20 protein-coding genes are annotated in these 19,305 nt (G+C 63.1%); 10 read left to right on the top strand and 10 right to left on the bottom strand.

Annotation, left to right across the window (positions count from 1 at the left end; translation table 11 throughout):
- Nucleotides 1–8: 8 nt before the first annotated feature.
- Entirely contained in the window at nt 9–248 is a 240-nt protein-coding gene (locus PWM43_RS04480; RefSeq protein WP_289841371.1) for a hypothetical protein, read from the bottom strand.
- Nucleotides 249–402: 154 nt separating this feature from the next.
- On the opposite strand from PWM43_RS04480, the gene PWM43_RS04475 reads away from it, so the two are divergent.
- Both PWM43_RS04475 and murI read left to right on the top strand, forming a co-directional pair.
- Complete coding sequence (locus PWM43_RS04475) at nt 403–1,155, top strand: orotate phosphoribosyltransferase (protein WP_289841370.1); 753 nt, start codon at nt 403–405, stop codon at nt 1,153–1,155.
- Nucleotides 1,156–1,173: 18 nt separating this feature from the next.
- Nucleotides 1,174–2,046 carry a glutamate racemase gene (gene murI / locus PWM43_RS04470; RefSeq protein ID WP_289841369.1) on the top strand — a complete coding sequence of 291 codons (873 nt, stop codon included), beginning with the start codon at nt 1,174–1,176 and terminating at the stop codon, nt 2,044–2,046.
- Here murI and PWM43_RS04465 read toward each other — a convergent pair.
- Entirely contained in the window at nt 2,022–3,080 is a 1,059-nt protein-coding gene (locus PWM43_RS04465) for a polyprenyl synthetase family protein (protein WP_394356027.1), read from the bottom strand. The genes murI and PWM43_RS04465 overlap by 25 nt on opposite strands.
- 154 nt (nt 3,081–3,234) lie before the next feature.
- Here PWM43_RS04465 and PWM43_RS04460 point away from each other — a divergent pair, with 154 nt between their 5' ends.
- Entirely contained in the window at nt 3,235–4,062 is an 828-nt protein-coding gene (locus PWM43_RS04460) for a tRNA1(Val) (adenine(37)-N6)-methyltransferase (protein ID WP_289841368.1), read from the top strand.
- Between the two features lie 27 nt (nt 4,063–4,089).
- On the opposite strand, the gene PWM43_RS04455 is transcribed toward PWM43_RS04460, so the two are convergent.
- From PWM43_RS04455 to PWM43_RS04445, 3 genes are read right to left on the bottom strand one after another with little or no spacing between them, the layout of a single operon-like run.
- Nucleotides 4,090–5,112, bottom strand: a complete 1,023-nt coding sequence (locus tag PWM43_RS04455) for a ribonucleotide-diphosphate reductase subunit beta (protein ID WP_289841367.1) — start codon at nt 5,110–5,112, stop codon at nt 4,090–4,092.
- Between the two features lie 37 nt (nt 5,113–5,149).
- Nucleotides 5,150–5,563, bottom strand: coding sequence for an META domain-containing protein (locus PWM43_RS04450; protein WP_289841366.1), 414 nt, complete (start codon nt 5,561–5,563; stop codon nt 5,150–5,152).
- Between the two features lie 10 nt (nt 5,564–5,573).
- A complete protein-coding gene (locus tag PWM43_RS04445; protein ID WP_289841727.1) occupies nt 5,574–7,481 on the bottom strand; it encodes a ribonucleoside-diphosphate reductase subunit alpha in 1,908 nt (635 codons plus the stop codon).
- 581 nt (nt 7,482–8,062) lie between these two features.
- Here PWM43_RS04445 and PWM43_RS04440 point away from each other — a divergent pair.
- A complete protein-coding gene (locus PWM43_RS04440; protein ID WP_289841365.1) occupies nt 8,063–8,494 on the top strand; it encodes an OsmC family protein in 432 nt (143 codons plus the stop codon).
- A 47-nt stretch (nt 8,495–8,541) separates the two neighbouring features.
- Here the strand turns inward: PWM43_RS04440 and PWM43_RS04435 are convergent, their stop codons facing one another.
- The 5 genes from PWM43_RS04435 to fabI form a co-directional block, all read right to left on the bottom strand.
- Nucleotides 8,542–9,492: a hypothetical protein gene (locus PWM43_RS04435; protein WP_289841364.1), complete on the bottom strand. Its 951-nt coding sequence runs from the start codon at nt 9,490–9,492 to the stop codon at nt 8,542–8,544.
- Nucleotides 9,489–10,364 (bottom strand): ABC transporter ATP-binding protein, encoded by an 876-nt coding sequence (locus PWM43_RS04430; protein WP_289841363.1) that lies wholly within the window; start codon nt 10,362–10,364, stop codon nt 9,489–9,491. Before PWM43_RS04430 ends, PWM43_RS04435 begins: the two co-directional genes overlap by 4 nt.
- The gene (locus PWM43_RS04425; RefSeq protein ID WP_289841362.1) at nt 10,361–10,741 is read right to left on the bottom strand and encodes a GntR family transcriptional regulator; all 381 of its coding nucleotides are present in this window, start codon (nt 10,739–10,741) and stop codon (nt 10,361–10,363) included. The genes PWM43_RS04430 and PWM43_RS04425 overlap by 4 nt, the downstream gene beginning before the upstream one ends.
- Nucleotides 10,742–10,897: 156 nt before the next feature.
- Nucleotides 10,898–12,013: a chorismate synthase gene (aroC, locus tag PWM43_RS04420; RefSeq protein ID WP_289841361.1), complete on the bottom strand. Its 1,116-nt coding sequence runs from the start codon at nt 12,011–12,013 to the stop codon at nt 10,898–10,900.
- A gap of 14 nt (nt 12,014–12,027) precedes the next feature.
- Nucleotides 12,028–12,870, bottom strand: a complete 843-nt coding sequence (gene fabI / locus PWM43_RS04415) for an enoyl-ACP reductase FabI (protein WP_289841360.1) — start codon at nt 12,868–12,870, stop codon at nt 12,028–12,030.
- A 201-nt stretch (nt 12,871–13,071) separates the two neighbouring features.
- Between fabI and pdxH the strand changes: the two genes are divergently transcribed.
- The 6 genes from pdxH to PWM43_RS04385 all read left to right on the top strand — a co-directional run bounded on the left by pdxH (nt 13,072) and on the right by PWM43_RS04385 (nt 19,252).
- Nucleotides 13,072–13,683, top strand: coding sequence for a pyridoxamine 5'-phosphate oxidase (gene pdxH, locus PWM43_RS04410; RefSeq protein ID WP_289841359.1), 612 nt, complete (start codon nt 13,072–13,074; stop codon nt 13,681–13,683).
- A gap of 51 nt (nt 13,684–13,734) precedes the next feature.
- Complete coding sequence (locus tag PWM43_RS04405) at nt 13,735–14,637, top strand: universal stress protein (protein WP_289841358.1); 903 nt, start codon at nt 13,735–13,737, stop codon at nt 14,635–14,637.
- A gap of 102 nt (nt 14,638–14,739) precedes the next feature.
- Complete coding sequence (locus PWM43_RS04400; protein WP_289841357.1) at nt 14,740–16,722, top strand: glycosyltransferase N-terminal domain-containing protein; 1,983 nt, start codon at nt 14,740–14,742, stop codon at nt 16,720–16,722.
- A 2-nt stretch (nt 16,723–16,724) separates the two neighbouring features.
- Complete coding sequence (gene lpxK, locus PWM43_RS04395; RefSeq protein ID WP_394356042.1) at nt 16,725–17,705, top strand: tetraacyldisaccharide 4'-kinase; 981 nt, start codon at nt 16,725–16,727, stop codon at nt 17,703–17,705.
- Nucleotides 17,702–18,643, top strand: coding sequence for a lysophospholipid acyltransferase family protein (locus tag PWM43_RS04390; RefSeq protein ID WP_289841355.1), 942 nt, complete (start codon nt 17,702–17,704; stop codon nt 18,641–18,643). Before lpxK ends, PWM43_RS04390 begins: the two co-directional genes overlap by 4 nt.
- Nucleotides 18,644–18,880: 237 nt before the next feature.
- Complete coding sequence (locus PWM43_RS04385) at nt 18,881–19,252, top strand: hypothetical protein (protein ID WP_289841354.1); 372 nt, start codon at nt 18,881–18,883, stop codon at nt 19,250–19,252.
- Nucleotides 19,253–19,305: the final 53 nt, after the last annotated feature.

Genomic DNA, 19,305 nt, shown 5'->3' with positions numbered 1-19,305 from the left:
AGACGGTGCTAGTTACATTCGCAGCCGGGTGTCGCGCCTTCGGCCTGACGCACGACGTGATGGTCGATCCATTCCGAAACCAGACGTCGCGCTTCGTTCAGAGACGATTCGGGATGGTGAATGCGATAGAGCGTGGTGCATGCGGCGAAGGCCTGCATGTCAGGCTGTCCGACCTCACGCAACTCCTGATACGCTGTCACGACGGCGCGTTCGCACTTACGTCCAATCCGGCGGGTGTCGAGATTCACGGGCTTTGATCCAATTGAGAATGATTATTAATACTTGCCTATAATAAGACCGGTTCTCCCTATGACGCAAGCACTCGCTCTTGTAAGGAGAGATGGTTTACGCGATCAGGCAAACAACTGGTCGCCACCATGACAATTCATTGAGGAGATCGTAATGGGCAGCGGTGAACAAGGTGGGACTCTCGGTGACCGCCAAACGCAGTGGGACCGCGACGCGGCGCTGACGGCTGCCCGTATCCTGCTCGAGATCAAGGCCATCAATTTCCGTCCGGAAGAGCCTTACACGCTGACATCGGGCTGGAAATCCCCGGTCTATATCGATTGCCGCAAGATCATTTTCTTCCCGCGCGCGCGGGCCAAGATCGTCGAACTCGCCGTCGAGAAAATCGGTCGGCATATCGGCTATGAAAGCATCGATGCCGTCGTCGGCGGTGAGACGGCGGGCATTCCTTTCGCGGCATGGATCGCCGACCGGATGCTCACGCCGATGGCCTATGTCCGCAAGAAGCCCAAGGGTTTCGGGCGCAATGCCCAGATCGAAGGCGACGTGCCCGAAAACATGCGCACGCTGCTTGTCGAGGATCTGACCACGGACGGCGCTTCGAAAATCCGTTTCGCCAACGCGCTGCGTGAAGCCGGAGCCATCGTGGACCACACTTTCGTGGTCTTTTTCTACGGCGTGTTCCCCGGCGCGCACCGCACCCTGGCCGACATGAACATCTCGCTGCATGCGCTGTGCACCTGGTGGGACGTCCTCGAAGCCTGCGCGGACAAGGATTACTTTTCGGACAGCGATATCGCCGAAGTCCGGCGTTTCCTCGAAGATCCGTGTGGCTGGTCGAAGCGTCACGGCGGCGTCGGCAGCGCTGAAGAAGCCGCGGCGCTCAAGGGCAAGGCCGAAGCCTGACCTCATGAGCCGCCTCCTTTGAGCATCAGGCCGCGCGGACGGGTTCTGGCCTTCGACTCCGGCATCGGGGGACTCGGCGTGGTCCGCGCCCTGAGAGAAGCGCTGCCGCAGGGTACGAAAGTCGACTATCTCGCCGACAACGCCCTGTTCCCTTATGGGGAGCAGGATGATGATCTGCTGGTCTCACGCCTGCTGACATTGATCGGCGAGCAGATCGAGGCACGCCGCCCGGACCTTGTTCTGATTGCGTGCAACACGGCCAGCACGCTGGCTCTCGAACCCTTGCGCGCCCGATTTTCGGTGCCCTTCGTGGGATGTGTGCCGCCCGTCCGTTGGGCGGCGCGCGTCAGTATCAGCCGTGTGATCGGGATTCTGGCGACCGCCGCGACGGTGCGCCGCCCTTATCTGGGCAGCCTGCATCGTGCCTATGCGACGGATTGCATCATGATCACGCATGGCGCACGCGGCCTCGCCGACCTCGCGGAGCGCGCCTTTCTGGGTGAAGACATCCCCGAAGTTCTGGTCTCCCGCGAACTGGCCGCCCTGTTCGGGCAACTTGGCGGCGAGGACATCGACACGGTGGGTCTGGGCTGCACCCATTATACTTTTCTCACCCAGACCTTTGCCCGGCTTGGTCCCGCCCACGTCACATGGCTCGATCCGGCGGCGTCCGTCGCCCGTCAGGCCGCGACCGTCCTGGAGCAGCATTGTGACTCGCACAGCGTTCGCGCTCCTCGCGAAGCCGAAGAAGAAATGATCCTGACGGCTCCCCCCCCGGAGCCCGAGCGCCTGCGCGCGGCCATCGCCCGCATGGGTTACGGAGGCTTCACGGTTCTGGAGCGGCCCGCGCCGAGCCGCGCGGCGCCTCAGTTCGCCCGGCTGACCGTATAGGCCGCCGCATCCACCATCAGGCGGCGGATCGGACTGTCCGGGAAGATCGACAGGGCCTGAACCGCCTTGTCGGCATAGGTCTGGGCACATTCCACCGTCGTACGGATGGCGTTTGTCTGGGCGATCCGTTCAAGCGCGTGCGGGAGGTCCTCGTCGGTCTGCTCGCCCTGCTCGATGACACGCTCCCAGAAAGCCCGTCCCTGGGCATCCGCCGCATGATAGGCCGCCAGAACCGGCAAGGTGATCTTGCCTTCACGCATGTCATCGCCAACCGTCTTGCCCAGCGTCTGCTGATCGGCGGCATAATCCAGCGCGTCATCGACGAGCTGGAAAGCCATGCCGAGATTGGTGCCGTATGCGTCCAGCGCTTCTTCTTCCCGCTCCGAACGCCCCGCGACCACGGCGCCGACACGACAGGCCGCGGCGAACAGGGCCGCGGTCTTGCCGTGAATGACTTCCAGATATTTTTCAATCGGCGTCGAAAGATCGTTCTGGGTCGCCATCTGCAACACCTCGCCCTCGGCGATGGTGGCGGATGCGGCGGAGAGAATGGCCATAACGCGCAACGAGCCGTCCGCCGTCATGAGCTGGAACGAACGCGCGAACAGGAAATCGCCCACCAGCACCGACGCCTTGTTGCCGAAAACGGCATTGGCCGAAGCGAGTCCGCGCCGCAGCAGACTCTCATCCACCACGTCATCGTGCAGGAGCGTCGCCGTGTGAATGAACTCGACGCAGGCCGCGAGACCGACATGACGCTGATGGTCGGCGTCAGCGGGATAGCCGCACAGGCGCGCGGAAGCCAGCGTCAGCAGGGGGCGCAGGCGCTTGCCTCCTGCCGCTACGAGATGGGCGCCCAGCTGGGGAATCAGGGGAACGGGACTCTGCATGCGGGCCACGATGGTGCGATTGCACGCTTCCATGTCCTCCTGCAGATAGGTGGCCAGCGCAGACAGCGCGTTCTGGCCCTTGTCCGTTGCGCCTTGCGCCGGTGCGGCGGGCTGGGTTTCGGTCAGACTGTCGGCAGCACCCAAGACGGCTCTCCACTCATCACCCCGCCTGTCATCCATGGCAAGGTGCGATATATTGGTCGGATCGCGGAGCCCGCCGGTCGGAGAGCGGACGGCGACGACGCCGGCCCGACCGCACGCGGACTTCGGACCGGCCTCTTGATCAGGTGAAATCCATATGAGCGGCGGCGACAATACGGTCAACCCAGACGATCCCATCTATGACGGAGAAGACATCTTCTCCGACGGCACACTGCTGGGTGGTCGCGTGACCTATCGGCAGTTCCGCGCGGGTTATCGAACCGGAATCGAGCCCGTGCTCATGGCTGCCTTTGTTCCGGCCGAGCCGGGCGATACGATCCTTGAGGCTGGGTGTGGGGCTGGAGCCGGATTACTGTGCCTCAACGCGCGTCTTGAAAAAATTCAGGGTGTCGGTCTGGAATTCGACCCCCAGACGGCGATGCTCGCGGCGGAAAACTTCCGCGCCAACAAGGCCGCATCCCTGATCGTTCTGCAAACACGCGTGCCCGAAATGCCCAAGACCCTTCGGGACCTGACCAACAGCCCCAATGGACGCTTCCGACACAGTATGGCGAACCCGCCATGGCACCGCCATGACAGGCCGCCTTCTCCCGACCGCCGCCGCAGCCTCGCTCTCTCCCAGCCGCCGGAAGGATGGCAGCGCTGGATCGCCACCCTGGCGCGCTGGACGCTGCCCGGAGGCACCATCACCCTCGCCCTGCCGGCGGCCGCGACGGATGAGGCCTGCGTCGCCCTGCGTGAGGCCGGTTGCGGGAGTATCGTGCTGCTGCCACTCTGGCCCAAAGCGGGCCGCGCGGCGAAACTGGTGCTGGTTCGTGCGACGGTGGGCGGCCGGGGCGCCTTCATGCTGGCGCCCGGTCTCATCCTGCATCAGGATAATGGCGTCTTCACGCCACACGCCGAGTCCATATTGCGCCGGATGGCGTGCCTCACGCCAGACGGCCCGGTCGTAACGGAATCCTGACGCGGCAAGGCGCGTCAGGATGGCTTTTCACTCAAAAACGCTGCTCTCGAACGCTTCTTCCCAGGTGCCGGATGTCGAGGCGCGGGAATATTCGGTGGAGCGGTTTTCGAAGAAATTTGCATGCTCGACGGCGTTCAGCAGGTCATCGAGCCAGGGCAGCGGATTTTCAGGCACGTGATAGATCGGGTCCAGACCGAGCTGCGTCATGCGGCGATCCGCGATGAAGCGGATATAGGTCTTCACCTGTTGTGCGCTCAGCCCTTCCACCGGTCCCATCTCGAAGGCCAGGTCGATGAACGCGTCTTCATGCTCGACCGTCGTGCGGCAGATCTGGCCGATCTCCTCTCGGAAATCCTCCGTCCAGATCTCGGGGTTCTCACGGATGAAGGTGCGGAACAGCCGGATCATGGACAGGCAGTGCAGCGTCTCGTCACGGATCGACCAGGTGACGATCTGCCCCATGCCCTTGAGCTTGTTGAAGCGCGGGAAATTCAGCAGGATCGCGAACGAGGCGAAAAGCTGAAGTCCTTCCATAAACGCGCCGAACGCCGCCATGGTCTTGGCGATCTCGCGCTTGCTGGAGACGGAGAACGACTGCATGAAGTCGTACTTGTCCTTCATCTCCTTGTATTTGAGGAAGGCCGCGTATTCCGTCTCGGGCATGCCGATCGTATCGAGGAGATGCGAATAGGCCGCGATATGGATTGTCTCGATGTTCGAGAATGCCGACAGCATCATCAGCACTTCGGTCGGTTTGAAGACCTGACTGTAGTACTTCATGTAGGCCGAGTTCACCTCGACATCCGCCTGGGTGAAGAAGCGGAAGATCTGTGTGACGAGATGCTGCTCGCCTTCCGTCAGCGAGCGGTGCCAGTCCTTGACGTCATCGGCGAGCGGCACTTCCTCAGGCAGCCAGTGAACGCGCTGCTGGGTCAGCCATGCGTCATAAGCCCATGGATAACGGAACGGCTTGTAAACCGGATTGGCGGTCAGCAGATCGAGATGCTCAAGATCTTTGGTAACCGTTTCGGCTGTGGGGGATTCACTCATGTTGGATCCTCGAATTTCTCGAATGGTCAGGCAGCGGTCAGGAGCGCCGGAATGTCAGAAGCTGGCTGTGCGCGGCATCTTCCAGCACGAGAAGATCGCCTTCTATACGCCAGTGCCGCGCCGCATCGAGTGCTTGCGTAAACATTTGTTCCTGCGTCATTTTTGCGCCGGAACAGGCCATGCGCGTCATCATCATCGGGCCGAACGACACTGTATTCGCAGAGAATTTTGCGTGCCCGCGCAAGCGGTTGCAACCACCCGAACCGCTCACCGTCCCGTCGGACTCAAGCACGATCAGTGACGCAACGTCCGGCGCCGAGGGCTGCTGGCCGAGGCGTTCGAGCGTCCATGTTCCGCTTGGGGTCATGGACGCCACACAGGCCGCCATCATCAGAACACTCCCGGACAGGGCGGCGACGAGCGTGGACCGCGCAGGGATACGGTGTTTCACACGCCGCGTCTCACTGACATGCAAGACATTCTTCATAGTCAGTTCCCGTGGTCTTGGGGGCTGCCGCAATGACAGGCACCACATCGTCGTCCTTCATGATGTCACTCTTGATGGCCATCGTACTGACCGTATCGGCACGCTGAACCGAAAGCGAACGGCAGTAATAAAGCGACTTCAGGCCACGCTTCCAGGCGAGATAATGGATCTGGTGCAGGTCGCGCTTGTGCACGTCCGCGGGCAGGAAGAGATTGACCGACTGCGCCTGACAGATGAACGGCGCACGGTCCGCGGCATGCTCGACGACCCAGCGCTGGTCGAGTTCGAACGCCGTTTTATAAACGTCCTTCTCGTCCTGCGTCAGAAAATCCAGATGCTGGACGGAGCCTTTGCTCAGCGTGATCGAGGACCACACGGCATCCGTGTCCTGCCCTTTTTCCGCGAGCAGTGTCTTGAGATGCCGGTTGCGTACCGTGAACGAGCCCGAAAGCGTCTTCTGCAGGAATACGTTCGCGCTGATCGGCTCGATGCCGGGGCTGGCATTGCCCGCGATGATCGAAATCGACGCGGTCGGCGCGATGGCGAGCTTGTTCGAAAAACGCTCCATGAAGCCGTATTCCTCGGCGTCCGGGCATGGGCCGCGCAACTCCGCCAGATGGCGGGACGCCTTGTCGGCCTGCTCGCGAATATACTGGAAAATCCTGCGGTTCCAGACTTTCGCCATGACGCTTTCGAAGGGAATGTTGCGCGCCTGAAGAAAGGAATGGAAACCCATCACGCCAAGACCCACCGACCGCTCGCGGGCGGCGGCATATTTAGCGCGCTCCATGTCGTCCGGTGCGCGATCGATGAAATCCTGCAACACGTTGTCGAGGAAGAGCAGGACATCCTCGATGAACTGCGGATCGTCTTTCCATTCGTCCCACGTCTCGAGGTTGAGCGACGACAGGCAGCACACGGCCGTCCGGTTCCTGCCGTGGTGGTCGAGACCGGTCGGCAGCGTGATCTCGGCACAGAGGTTGGAGGTCTTGACCTCCAGCCCCGCCAGTTTGTGGTGCTCGGGGCGTGCGCGGTTCACATGGTCGGAATAGATGACATAGGGCTCGCCCTGCTCCATGCGGGCCGTCAGAATCCGGATCCACAGGCTGCGGGCGGAAACGCTGCGCACGACCGTCATGTCCTTGGGCGAACGCAGCCCCCAATCCTCGTCACGCTCGACCGCGCGCATGAAGTCATCCGTGACGAGCACGCCATGATGGAGGTTCAAAGCCTTGCGATTCGGATCGCCACCCGTCGGGCGGCGCATCTCGACGAATTCCTCGATCTCCGGGTGCCAGACCGGCAGATAGACCGCCGCCGAGCCGCGACGCAGCGAGCCCTGCGAGATCGCGAGCGTCAGGCTGTCCATGACGCGGATGAACGGGATGACGCCGGAGGTCTTGCCGTTACGGCCGATATTCTCGCCGATCGAGCGCAGATTGCCCCAGTAGGAGCCGATGCCGCCGCCCTTGGCCGCGAGCCAGACATTTTCGTTCCAGAGATCGACGATGCCGCGCAGGCTGTCATCGGCCTCGTTGAGGAAGCACGAAATGGGCAGGCCGCGCGTCGTGCCGCCATTGGACAGCACCGGCGTCGAGGGCATGAACCAGTGCCGGGACATATAATCGTAGATTCTCTGCGCATGGGCGGCGTCGGCGCCGTAATAGGACGACACCCGACCGAACAGATCCTGATAGCGCTCGCCCTCCAGGAGGTAGCGGTTGTCGAGCGTCGCTCGCCCGAAATCGGTCAGGAGCGAATCGCGGCTGCGATCCACGCGTACGGCGTGATGGCCCTCGAGCTGCACGACATCGTCGAACATTTCGGGCTCGGCGTTCTTCGCCGCTGCCCCGAACGGGAGCGCGTCACCTGCTGACGCCATCGACATTTCGGACTCCACGACAACCAGATCCGGCGCCCCGCCCGGACGGGATTGAGGCGCGTGGACGAGTTCCTCCTGGTCGGCAATACGGTCCGTCGCGGTTCCTTCGTGCAAGGTCACGTATCGTCTCCCCCGAGGCGCGCGGCGTCGCGCGTCGGCTATTGAAATTGGCATGTGCGTGCATCGTTCTGCGACGCAATCTCTTTCAGAACAAGCCTTGCATGATCCGCTATTTAGTGATGCAGAGCGAACCCGGCCCCTAGATGTAGTAGATCAGCGCAGTGCGCTCGTGATCCCCTCTAAACCCCGCAGACGACGCCTGCACCAAAAAAATGCCATGGCCGGTCAGAAAACTGAGCCGTCAGGGCGGTCGTGTCGCAACGGACGGGCCAGAGACCGCAGTATTCCTCGGTCGTCGGATCACCACCGTCACGGAGGCATGACTTTTGCAACACATCCCCGGTCCAAACGTTCGAATGCTCGGACGGTCGGCCGATAAAGCCGATGGCTCGGTTCGCGCATTCCGGCGCACACATAAGCCAGCGACAGAATCGTCGCGCGATCGGATCAGGAGAAACAGCATGAGCATCAAGAAAACCGCGACGGCCCATTGGACAGGCGGCCTGAAGGACGGCAAGGGTCAGATCTCAACGCAGAGCGGCGCGCTGAAGCAGCAGCCCTACGGCTTCAACACGCGATTCGAAGATCAGCCGGGCACGAATCCGGAAGAGTTGATCGGAGCCGCTCATGCCGGCTGCTTCACCATGGCGCTTTCCATGATTCTCGGCGAGGCCGGCCTGACGGCGACGGCGCTCGATACGAAGGCGACCGTTTCGCTGGACAAGGAAGACGGCGGATTCGCGATCAAGACGATCCATCTCGACCTGACCGGCACCGTGCCCGGCGCCGATCAGGCGAAGTTCGAAGAACTGGCCAACAAAGCCAAGGCCGGTTGCCCGGTATCGAAACTGTTCAAGGCTGAAATCTCGCTCTCGGCCAAGCTGAACGGCTGAGACGACAGGCCCCTCGTCCGGAAGATCGGAAAAGAGGGGCCTTGCCCTCAGATGGCTTCCGCGCGGCGACGGCGCAGAACCGCAAGGGTGAAAAAGACGGCGGCCACGACGACGCAGGCCGTCATCGGCACGCCCCATTCGGTTACCAACTCGGCGCCGGATCGCAGGCCCGTTTGGACGCATTCTCCATGGACCTCACCGCCCCACGGTGGCGCCGGGGGCAGTCCCGCCGCGTGGCGGACGCATGTCTGGGTTCGGATCGTACTGATCAGCGCGCCGCCCATACCCGCATATCCGGTCGCCACACGGGAAAGCCAGTCGAAGGGCGTCGCCATGTGTTCCGCGAGCAGAAGGCCTACGGGCAGGCCCAACAACCACAGTGTCGGCGCACGGCGCACCACGCCGGAGACGAGAAACGCCCACGCGTAAGCGGGCGCAGCCCAGACCATAAGGAACAGCGCCGTTCTCCCGAGTTGAACGCCGAACACGGCCAAAGCCCCGGACACGCTCCAGTCATGAGGCAGAAAGGCAAGCACGCCCAGAACGAGCAGGTCGTGAAAAGCCGCCAGAGCCAGAACAATGGCGGGCAGGACCAGCAGAGAGACGGCGATTTTCGCCAGAACGGCATGCGCGTCCGAAACGGGCAGAGACTTCCAGAACAGAAGCGTGCGCTCGCGCCGTTCCGCCAGAAGCGTTCCCGCGCTGTAATGAAGACCCACGACGAAGCCGATGAGACCAAGAAATGTGGTCACGATCCCCGACCAGGACCGAAGCTCTTCAAGACCGATCACGGGCATGTGGGATGAATGAGTGGGAAGCCAGCTTATCTTCACCAAAAAGACCAGATAAAGCGCCAGAACGGCCCCCAGGCCGATCACAGGCCCCCAGATGATCGAGCGATATTCCCACAACTCCCGGCGCATGGACCAGTCGATCAGGCGGAACGCGGAAAAGCGCGCCGACGTCGAGGATGTCAGCTTCGAAGATAGCGTGTTCATGCGGCTTCTCCCGGCGCTTCGTAGCGATCGCGACCCATCATCATGACGAAAAGATCGGCGATGCCGGGACGGCGAATCTCGCCCATGGGGGCGAGATGCCCGCGGGCTACGCCGTCGAACAGCATGACCGGCCGCCCGAACACCGCGTATTCAGTGACCGGTCCGAGCTTTCGGGCCGCGTCCACAGTCTCCAGGCGCGGCATCAGCTCGACGTAGCGCGCCTCGATGTCGTCCATGGTCGCGCTCAGTATGATGCGCCCGTGATCGATGAAGATGACGTCGGTGAGAATGTCCTGGACTTCCTCGACCTGATGGGTCGTCACGAGAATCGTGCGCTCCTGGTCGAAATAATCGTTCAGGAGGGAGGTGTAGAACGCGCGTCGATAAAGGATATCGAGACCGAGCGTCGGCTCGTCCAGCACCAGAAGCCGTGCATCGATCGCCATGACGAGCGCCAGATGCAGTTGCGCCACCATGCCTTTGGAAAGCTGGCCGACCTTCGCCTTCATGGGAATATCGGTGCGCGCCAGAAACCGTTCGGCTTTCGAACGGTCGAAACGCGGATGGACGCCCTGCACGTAATCCAGCGCGTTTCGGACTTTCAGCCAGCGCGGCAGCACCGCGACGTCGGCTATGAAGGAGACTTCACGCATCAGGCGCTCGCGTTCACGCCACGGATCGCACCCCATGACCTTCAGGGAACCTTCGAACGGGATCAGGCCAAGGATCGCATCCAGCGTCGTCGTCTTGCCCGCCCCGTTCGGTCCGATCAGCCCGACGATGCGCCCGGTCCCGATCCCAAGGTCGATGCCGTCGACCGCGATCTTTTTTCCATACTGTTTGCGAAGACCTGTCGCCTCGATGCAGTTCATGGCGCGTCCTCCGGATTGTCGGAAGATGTCTCCAGGGCCAGAAGCGCCGCCGCATTCAGGCCCAACCGGCGGATCGTGTCCTGAATCTCCGGCCAGGTCTCCTTCAGAAAGCGCTCGCGCTCGCGGCTCAACAGCCGCGTGGAAGCCCCCGACGCCACGAACATGCCTACGCCGCGCCGTTTCTCGACGAGCCCCTCGTCAACGAGTTCCTGATAGGCCTTGAGGACCGTGATGGGATTGACCCGACACTCGGCCGAAACCTGCCTGACGGAAGGAAGGGCCTCCCCTTCCCGCAACGTCCCATCGAGAATCATCGCCGCCACCCGTTCGCGCAACTGACGGTAAATCGGCTGGCTGTCATTCCATTCGCCCTGCATTCCATCCCGTTCCTCCTGTTCACATGGAAAGAGCTTCCATGTGATTGCGTGTTATGCATGACCATAACACAGAAACGGATGCAAGACCTTTTGTCTTTCGCAACAAAAAAGGACCCCGAAGGGTCCTTTTGTTCGTCAGACGATGTTTACGGGAAGCTATGCCTCGGAGAGGCGAACGCGCGGGAGGCTCCAGCCATTCTGGGCATGATGGCGAAGAAGGTGATCCGCGAGCACGAGCGCCATCATGGCCTCCGCCACCGGAACCGCCCGGATGCCGATGCACGGATCATGCCGTCCCCTGGTCACGACATCGATTTCCGCGCCCTGTCGATTGACCGAAGGAACCGGCACGAGAATCGAGCTCGTCGGCTTGATGGCGAAACGCGCGACGACCGGCTGTCCCGTGGAAATCCCGCCCAGAATGCCGCCGGCATGGTTCGATTCGAAGACGATCGCTCCATCATCCATCCGCATCGGATCGGCATTCTGCTCTCCGCGCAATTGCGCGACCTCGAAACCGTCGCCGATCTCCACACCCTTGACGCCGTTGATCCCCATCAGGGCCGCGGCGAGATCGGAATCCAGCTTGGCGTAGATCGGCGCGCCAAGTCCCGCCGGAACGCCTTCGGCCGCGACCTCGACGATGGCCCCGATGGACGAACCGCTTTTGCGCACCTCTCCCAGCAGGTCTTCCCAGAGGGGGACGGTCCCGGCATCCGGGCAGAAGAAGGGATTCTCCGTCGTCCGCGTCCAGTCCCAGCGCCCGCGATCGACGCGGATAGCGCCGATCTGCACGAGCGCGGCCCGTATCCGAAGCGACGGACCGACAAGCTCCGCGAGAACCCGTCGCGCCACGGCTCCGGCGGCGACCCGCATGGCGGTTTCACGCGCCGAGGAACGCCCACCACCGCGATAGTCGCGATGGCCGTATTTCATGTCATATGTGACGTCGGCATGGCCGGGCCGATAGCGCGTCGCGATATCCGCGTAGTCTTTCGAGCGTTGGTCCGTGTTCTGGATTTCGAGCGCGATCGGCGTGCCCGTCGTGCGCCCTTCGAACACGCCCGAGAGGATGCGCACCTCGTCGGCCTCGCGACGCTGGGTCGTGAATTTCGACTGGCCGGGTTTACGCTGGTCGAGCCAGGGCTGGATATCGCCTTCCGAGAGCATGAGGCCGGGGGGACAGCCATCGACGACGCAGCCAATGGCCGGTCCGTGACTTTCCCCCCAGGTGGTGACGCGAAACAGATGTCCGAAGCTGTTATGCGACACGGCGATGGATGCTTTCAGTCCGATGAAGAGACGGCATTGATATCGGGCGCATTCGGGTTTTTCATGCCGACAATGTGATAGCCACAATCGACATGATGAACCTCGCCGGTCACGCCCGATGAGAGATCGGAGAGGAAATACAGCCCCGAGCCGCCGACGTCCTTGAGCGTCACGTTGCGTTCCATCGGCGCGTTGAGCTGGTTCCAGCGCAGGATATAGCGGAAGTCGCCGATCCCGTTGGCGGCCAAGGTCATGATCGGCCCCGCCGAGATGGCATTGACGCGAATGTTGTCGCGGCCAAGATCGGCGGCCATATACTGGACCGAGGCTTCGAGCGCGGCCTTGGCGACGCCCATGACGTTATAATGCGGCATCACCCGCTCGGCGCCGAGATAGGTCAGCGTCAGAAGGGAGCCGCCATCGGGCATCAGAGCCGCGGCGTGCCTGGCGACAGCGGTGAAGGAGAAGCAGGAGATGTCCATGGCCTTGAGGAAAGCGTCGCGCGGCGTATCGACATAGCGCCCGCGCAGGAACTGCTTGTCCGCCCAGCCGATCGCATGCACCAGAAAATCGATCTTGCCCCAGACGCGTTCGATCTCGGCGAAGGTTTCCGCGATGGCCGCGTCGTCACTGACATCGCAGGGAAGAACGAGGGTCGATCCGACGCTCTCGGCCAGCGGACGCACGCGCTTGCCTAGCGCGTCTCCCTGATAGGTGAAAGCCAGTTCGGCGCCCTGCGCCGCGCATGCGCTCGCGATGGCCCATGCGATCGAACGGTCGTTGGCGACGCCCATCACGAGACCGCGCTTCCCGGCCATCAGATTTCCCTTGGGTTGCTCAGAAAGCGTGCTGGACATGGGCTGCATTCCCGTCAAATGATTCAATTGTTGCAAGTTATGAAAAACATGTGCCGGTCCTTGCACAGGCAGCGACGGCAAACAAGTGCGCACATCGAACGTTGGGTGCTTTCATGGCGGCCTTCGAACGACGTCCATACGGCCTGAAGTTCCATCATGGGCCGCGTGACGCATCCAACGGCATTGGAGTTGAAAAGAATCGTGACGGAACCTGCAAATCCAGTCCTCATCGAGCTTAAGGCCGATCCGTTCGACCTTTTCGCGCTCTGGATGGCTGAAGCCGAGGCCCATGAACCGAACGATCCGAACGCCATGTCCCTTGCGACGGCGACGCCGGACGGTCGGCCTTCCGTCCGCATGATCCTGCTGAAAGGCGCGGATCGCAAGGGCTTCGTGTTCTATACCAATCTCGAGAGCCGGAAAGGGCGCGAACTTCTCGCCAACCCTCATGCCGCCCTGCTTTTCCACTGGAAGTCCCTGCGACGACAGATTCGTATCGAAGGTCCGGTCTCACCCGTGACGGACGCGGAGGCCGACGCCTATTTCGCGAGCCGCAGCCGCAACTCCCGTCTGGGCGCCATCGCATCCGAGCAATCCCGGCCCCTTCCCGACCGCGCGACCTTCGAACGCCGGATCGCGGAGGTCACGGCGCGGTACGGGGATGGGGATATTCCCAGACCTGTGAACTGGTCGGGCTTCCGCCTTCGTCCGGAGGCCATGGAATTCTGGCAGGACCGCCCTTATAGAATGCATGATCGTGCCACATGGACACGCACGGAATCGGGTTGGAGCGCCACACGGCTTTACCCCTGATCATGTCCCAGAACGTCGCTCGCCGTATCGTACGGTCAGGAGCTTTTCGCCATGCAGTATGACATCCGGCATATTCTTCTTCCCATCGGTGGTGGACGGACCATGGACGCCGCCGTTGCGCTGGGCCTTGCCTACGCCCGGAAATTCGACGCCCATCTTTCGACCGTCTTTCTCGGCGACGATCCCAATGAAATGGCGGCTTTCGCCGGCGAAGGCCTGCCGGGCGCCATGATCGACGAGATGGTGCAGTCCGCCGAATACGAAACCCAGCGCCGCATCGTCCGTTCGCGGCTGAAATTCGATACGCTGCTTGAGGCGCATGGCGTGCCTTACGTCGCACCTGCTGACGCCGATGCGGCTCTCGCTCTTCCGCCCCAGAGCTCGCTCACGGGCGCATCGCTCGAAGTTCTCGACGGCGGCGCACACGAGGCCGTCACATGGCGGGCGCGGCTATGCGATGTCACGGTGATCCCGCATCTCGTGAACAGCAACAATCCCCGTGCGTCCGAAACCCTGCATGCGGTGCTGTTCACAAGTGGCCGCCCGGTCATCATCGCCGGTCCGAATGCCCCTGTCGGCGCCCCTGGGCGGCGGATCTGCATTGCATGGAACGGCACGGAAGAAGCTGCGGTGTCGCTGCGCGCCATCATCCCCTGGGCGCTCGAGGCGGAGGCTGTCCAGATCCTGACCAGTCCGGACTATCAGCGCCGCGGGCCGGACGCCGAACAGGCCCGGACCTACCTCGCGCTGCATGGCGTGTCCGCCACGGTGCGCACCTTCCAGCCCAGGGAACGCGATGTCGGCAAGGGACTGCTCGCAGCCGTAGCCGACTTCGAGGCGGACATGATGGCCATGGGTGCGTATTCACATTCCCGGCTGCGCCAGATGATCCTGGGCGGCGTGACGCGACACGTGCTCGAACACGCCCCCATCCCCGTCATGATGTCGCGCTGATCGCCACACGCCTGATGACGGCGGGCATGGCGGCGTTCCTTTGCCAAACGCATGCCGCCATGCTACCCGCGCCTCCATGATCGCGACGACCCGAGCACCCAAGTGCCTGACGCGCCACAGGATCTGAGCCCACGCGACCGAAGCGGCACGGCCGCCCGCCTCGTACGCGCATACCTCCAACTCGTGGCGACTTCCACGCGCTGGAGCTTCACGGGAGATTCACAGGCGATCCCGATCCTCCTGCAGCAGTCAGGAAGCCCGCCGCACGGCGCGATCGTCGCTTTCTGGCATAGCTCGATCCTCCTCGTTCCGTCCCTCTGGCGTTGGGCGCGCACGGCCAACCCCATGCTCGCCCTGCGTGTCCTCATCAGCAGGAACCGTGACGGTCGCCTCATCGCCGATGCGATCGCGCCCTGGGGCGTGGGCTGCATCGAGGGCTCATCGAACCGCAAGGGCAAGGACAAAGGCGGCGCCCGCGCATTCCGCCAGGCCCTGCGAGCCGTGCATGGGGGTGAAACACTCGTCATCACGCCCGACGGCCCGCGCGGACCCGCCGAAACCGTCCAGCCCGGCACGATGACGCTGGCCCGCATCGCACGCTGTCCCGTCGTACCGATCGGTGCCGCGAGTGGGAGTTTACGCCTGCCAACCTGGGATCGCCTCGCCCTGCCCCTGCCCTTCACGCGCGGCGCGATCATCTACGGGACGCCACTCGGCCCCGACGCCACGGACAGCGACCTTGCAGCGGCTCTTGCGGCCAGCAGCCGGGCCGCGCGGCAGCGATGGCTCACGGGACGGCTGGCGCCCAGCGAACGACTATGGGCCCTGACCGGCACGCTTCTCGCCCCGGCCCTCGTCATCATGCTGCGCGTGCGTCTGGCGCGAGGGCGGGAGCGCGCCGGACGACTGCGTGAACGGCTTGGACTGACGCCACTGAAGCGCCCCCGCGGACGCCTGTTCTGGATGCACGCTGCGAGCGTGGGCGAGTGTCGCTCGGCGCTCCCTCTGGTGGAAGCCATGCTGGAACGACACCCGCGCGCCTCCATCCTTCTGACCACGGCCACGGTCACGGGCGCGGACATCCTGGCGGATCATCGCGCCACGTTGTCGTCCGACAGGGCGTGTCGCCTCTTTCATCAGTTCATCCCCTATGACGTTCCACGGTGGATCGGCCGCTTCCTGCGTCACTGGCGACCGGAAGCGGCGTTGTTCATGGAGAGCGAGCTTTGGCCGGGCATCGTCGCAGCCTGCTACCGGCGTGGCGTGCCCGTCGCGGTGATCAATGGCCGCCTGTCCGACCGCTCATGGGGCCGCTGGCGAAAACATGCGTCACTGGCCCGCCGCATGTTTTCGCGGCTGGATTTCGTCGCGGCCCGAAGCGAGGATGATGCCGCCCGTTTCGCGGCCCTCGGCGTGGCGGAGTGTCACCAGTTCGGCGATCTCAAGCAGAGTGCGCCCCCGCCATCCGCATCGCCTGCCCTTCTGGAGGTCGTACGGTCCACCTGTGGATCCCGCCCCGTGCTCCTTGCTGTGTCGACCCATCCGGGCGAGGAAGAAGAGATAACGGCGGCCGCGACCCTGATCCGCGAGGACTGCCCCGATCTGCTCTGCATCATCGTGCCGCGACATCCCGCGCGGGCCGACGACATCGCCGCGCGTCTCGGCTCCGTACCACGCCGCTCACGGAACGAAACTCCTTCGGCGCGGGATCCGATCTGGCTGGCCGATACCCTTGGTGAACTCGGAGCTTTTTTCCGTGTGGCGACGATCGCGTGGATCGGTCATTCCATGAGTGCCCCCGGTGGTGGTCACAATCCTTATGAAGGCGTTCGCCTCGGCGTGCCGCTGGCCACCGGACCCCATATCGGCAATTTCGCCGATGCCTATGCCCGGCTTGGCGAGAGCGTCGCAATCGTGGCGGATGCCTCCGAACTCGCGCGCTGGGCCGTGCCTCTCCTCAAAGGCCCGGCCCTGCGCGCGGCCGTCGCCGCCGATGCGTCCGGGCGTGTCCCCGGGCACATCCCGGGGCACACTCCTGTCCCTGCCCCACTCCTGACACGGATCAATGCGATGGTGTCGCCATGACGATCGGGCCGCCACGCTTCTGGAACAAGCCTCGCGCCACCGCGCCGTCGAAACTCCTCATGCCGCTTACCCGCATCACTCTGGCGATCGGGACGCTGAGGCGACGCGTTTCGCGGCCTCTGCGCGTCGACGTCCCGGTCCTGTGCTGCGGCAATCTGACCATGGGCGGGGCAGGCAAAACGACGCTCGCCCTCGACCTCGGGCGGCGGCTTCTGACGCAGGGGCACCGTCCTCATTTTCTGACGCGGGGTTACGGCGGCCGACACAGAAGCGCCCTGCGCGTCGAACCGTTGCTGCACACGGCTCGCGATGTCGGAGACGAGCCGCTTCTGCTGGCCGCCGTCGCCCCGACATGGGTCGGTCGCAACCGCGCCGAAACGGCGCAGCTGGCGATTGCCGCGGGCGCCGACTGCCTCATCCTCGACGACGGTCTTCAGAACGGCACCCTGCACCAGACGATGCGCATCGTCACCGTCGATGGCGAAACGGGTTTCGGCAACGGGCAACTGTTTCCCGCGGGTCCGCTGCGCGAGCGGCCTACAGACGGACTTGCCAGGGCCGACGCCGTTATCATGATCGGCACGGACCAGACCGGCCTTCTGGCGACACTGCCGTCGGGTATTCCGACGCTGCAGGCGACCCTGATACCAGGACCCGAGATCCGGCGACTGCTCGGACGCAGAGTCGTCGCCTTCGCAGGTCTGGCACGTCCGGCGAAATTTTTTACCACTCTGACGGATGCAGGCATCCAGCCGATCCGATGCATCAGTTTCCCGGATCATCACCGCTACACGCATCGCGATCTTGAGCGGCTGGCCACGCTCCGACGCAATAGCGGCGTCACGCTGCTGACTACGGCGAAAGACGCCGTCAAGCTGCCCCCCTGGTTTCGCGACCAGGTAACGGTTATTTCGGTCGAACTGCTCTGGGCGGACCCCGAGGCCCCGACACGCCTGCTGGCGCGCCTGTGGTCCGGGACATGAACGATCCGGCCCCCTCACCCGCTCAGCACCTCTCCATAGCCCATCGTCTTGAAGCCGTGCTGGTGGCCTGTGCCTTGAGAGTCCTCCGTCTTCTGCCTCCCATTCGGGCGTCCAACCTCGGCGGCTTTATCGCCCGCACCATCGGTCCGCGTCTCCCGGTTTCGAAAGTGGCGGACCGCAATCTGCGTCTGGCCATGCCGGAACTGGACGCGGAGGCGCGCAAACGCGTCGTGCGCGACGTCTGGGACAATCTGGGTCGGACGGCCTGCGAATTCCCTCACCTCGCTGAACTGACCGAGACGACGGGTTCGGGCCCCGGCTGGGTGGTCAAGGGTGCCGAGCACCTCATCGCGCTCGCACGGTCGGGCGGTCCGGTCATTTTCGTATCAGGCCATATCGGTAACTGGGAGGTACTTCCCCGCGCCGTCGCCGCCTACGGCCTTCCGTTCGCATCCTTCTACCGGGCGGCGGCCAATCCCCGTGTCGATGCCATGATTGGCGCCATGCGAGCGAACACCCTGCACGCGGAAGTGCCGAACTTCGCCAAGGGCGCGCGGGGCGCGCGGGACGCATTGCGTTACATCTCGCGCGGCGGCCATCTGGGAATCCTGGCCGACCAGAAAATGAATGATGGAATCGAGGTCCGTTTTTTCGGATTGCCCGCCATGACGGCATCGGCCGCCGCGACCTTCGCGCTGCGCTACAATTGCCCCATCGTGACCGGACATGTGCGCCGCGTGGCTCCCGCACGCTTCGAAGTCATCGTCGATTCGCCATTCCGGCCCGTCGATACAGGAAACCGACAAGCCGATATCGCGACGACGACACAGGTACTGAACGACCGCATGGAAGCGACCATCCGCCAGAAACCCGGCAGTTGGCTATGGCTTCACAGACGCTGGCCGAAACGCCTCTCACGATCTTCATTTTCCAGATAATTCCGCCAAAAACGACGCTATTCGCCAGAAGCGCAAGCCATGCGGCATCATGTCGACGAGAAAGGGTCGTATGCAAAAATGGCATACCTGCACTGTGGTAACAATCCATTGCTTTTTTGCCACATGGCGAAAGCTTTGTGCGTTCGAAATGGCTCTTTTGTAAGTTTTGGATTGTGCCGGTTCGGAATGGGCGATTAGCGTCAGGTCTGTCGAATTTCGTATCCAAGGACCCGACCCATGCACCTGTCGCTTCCTTCCTTCGAGCAAACCGCTCCCTGTCTGGCTGCCAACGTGATTCCGTTTCGCGCTGGCTTTCTACCCCGGCACCGCGAATATCTCTCGCGCTGGCTCGAAGCCGGCCTGTCCATGGGGCTGTTTGACGCCGATATCGAGATGGATCGTTACGCCGAGGCCAGTGAGAGCGTGTCCTACGTTCTCGTATGGGTCCGCGAGAACGCCGACCCGGCTTATATGGTCCGACCGCAGGGCAACCGCTGGCTTCTGATTGATCAGCTTCGCGGACATTCGCTCGGTGTCTACACGAGCTTCGAGCAGGCTCTCCACACGATCCGCCCCGTTCTGCCGCTTAGCGAGACAGTCGCCGCCTGAGAAGGTTGCCATCTGAGACAGTCTTCGCCGGAGACTGGACCGGGGTCGACATT

The organism is Brytella acorum (assembly GCF_029309905.1).
Classification (GTDB): domain Bacteria; phylum Pseudomonadota; class Alphaproteobacteria; order Acetobacterales; family Acetobacteraceae; genus Brytella; species Brytella acorum.
The sequence above is the reverse complement of the archived record's forward strand: the minus strand, read 5'-3'. Positions and strand labels throughout refer to the sequence as shown.

Excerpts from the sequence above, each read along its gene's own strand:
- PWM43_RS04475 (WP_289841370.1), top strand. The coding sequence starts at position 403 with ATGGGCAGCGGTGAACAAGGTGGGACTCTCGGTGACCGCCAAACGCAG.
- PWM43_RS04460 (WP_289841368.1), top strand. The coding sequence starts at position 3,235 with ATGAGCGGCGGCGACAATACGGTCAACCCAGACGATCCCATCTATGAC.
- PWM43_RS04455 (WP_289841367.1), bottom strand. The coding sequence starts at position 5,112 with ATGAGTGAATCCCCCACAGCCGAAACGGTTACCAAAGATCTTGAGCAT.
- PWM43_RS04445 (WP_289841727.1), bottom strand. The coding sequence starts at position 7,481 with ATGGCGTCAGCAGGTGACGCGCTCCCGTTCGGGGCAGCGGCGAAGAAC.
- PWM43_RS04440 (WP_289841365.1), top strand. The coding sequence starts at position 8,063 with ATGAGCATCAAGAAAACCGCGACGGCCCATTGGACAGGCGGCCTGAAG.
- PWM43_RS04435 (WP_289841364.1), bottom strand. The coding sequence starts at position 9,492 with ATGAACACGCTATCTTCGAAGCTGACATCCTCGACGTCGGCGCGCTTT.
- PWM43_RS04430 (WP_289841363.1), bottom strand. The coding sequence starts at position 10,364 with ATGAACTGCATCGAGGCGACAGGTCTTCGCAAACAGTATGGAAAAAAG.
- PWM43_RS04425 (WP_289841362.1), bottom strand. The coding sequence starts at position 10,741 with ATGCAGGGCGAATGGAATGACAGCCAGCCGATTTACCGTCAGTTGCGC.
- fabI (WP_289841360.1), bottom strand. The coding sequence starts at position 12,870 with ATGTCCAGCACGCTTTCTGAGCAACCCAAGGGAAATCTGATGGCCGGG.
- PWM43_RS04405 (WP_289841358.1), top strand. The coding sequence starts at position 13,735 with ATGCAGTATGACATCCGGCATATTCTTCTTCCCATCGGTGGTGGACGG.
- PWM43_RS04390 (WP_289841355.1), top strand. The coding sequence starts at position 17,702 with ATGAACGATCCGGCCCCCTCACCCGCTCAGCACCTCTCCATAGCCCAT.
- PWM43_RS04385 (WP_289841354.1), top strand. The coding sequence starts at position 18,881 with ATGCACCTGTCGCTTCCTTCCTTCGAGCAAACCGCTCCCTGTCTGGCT.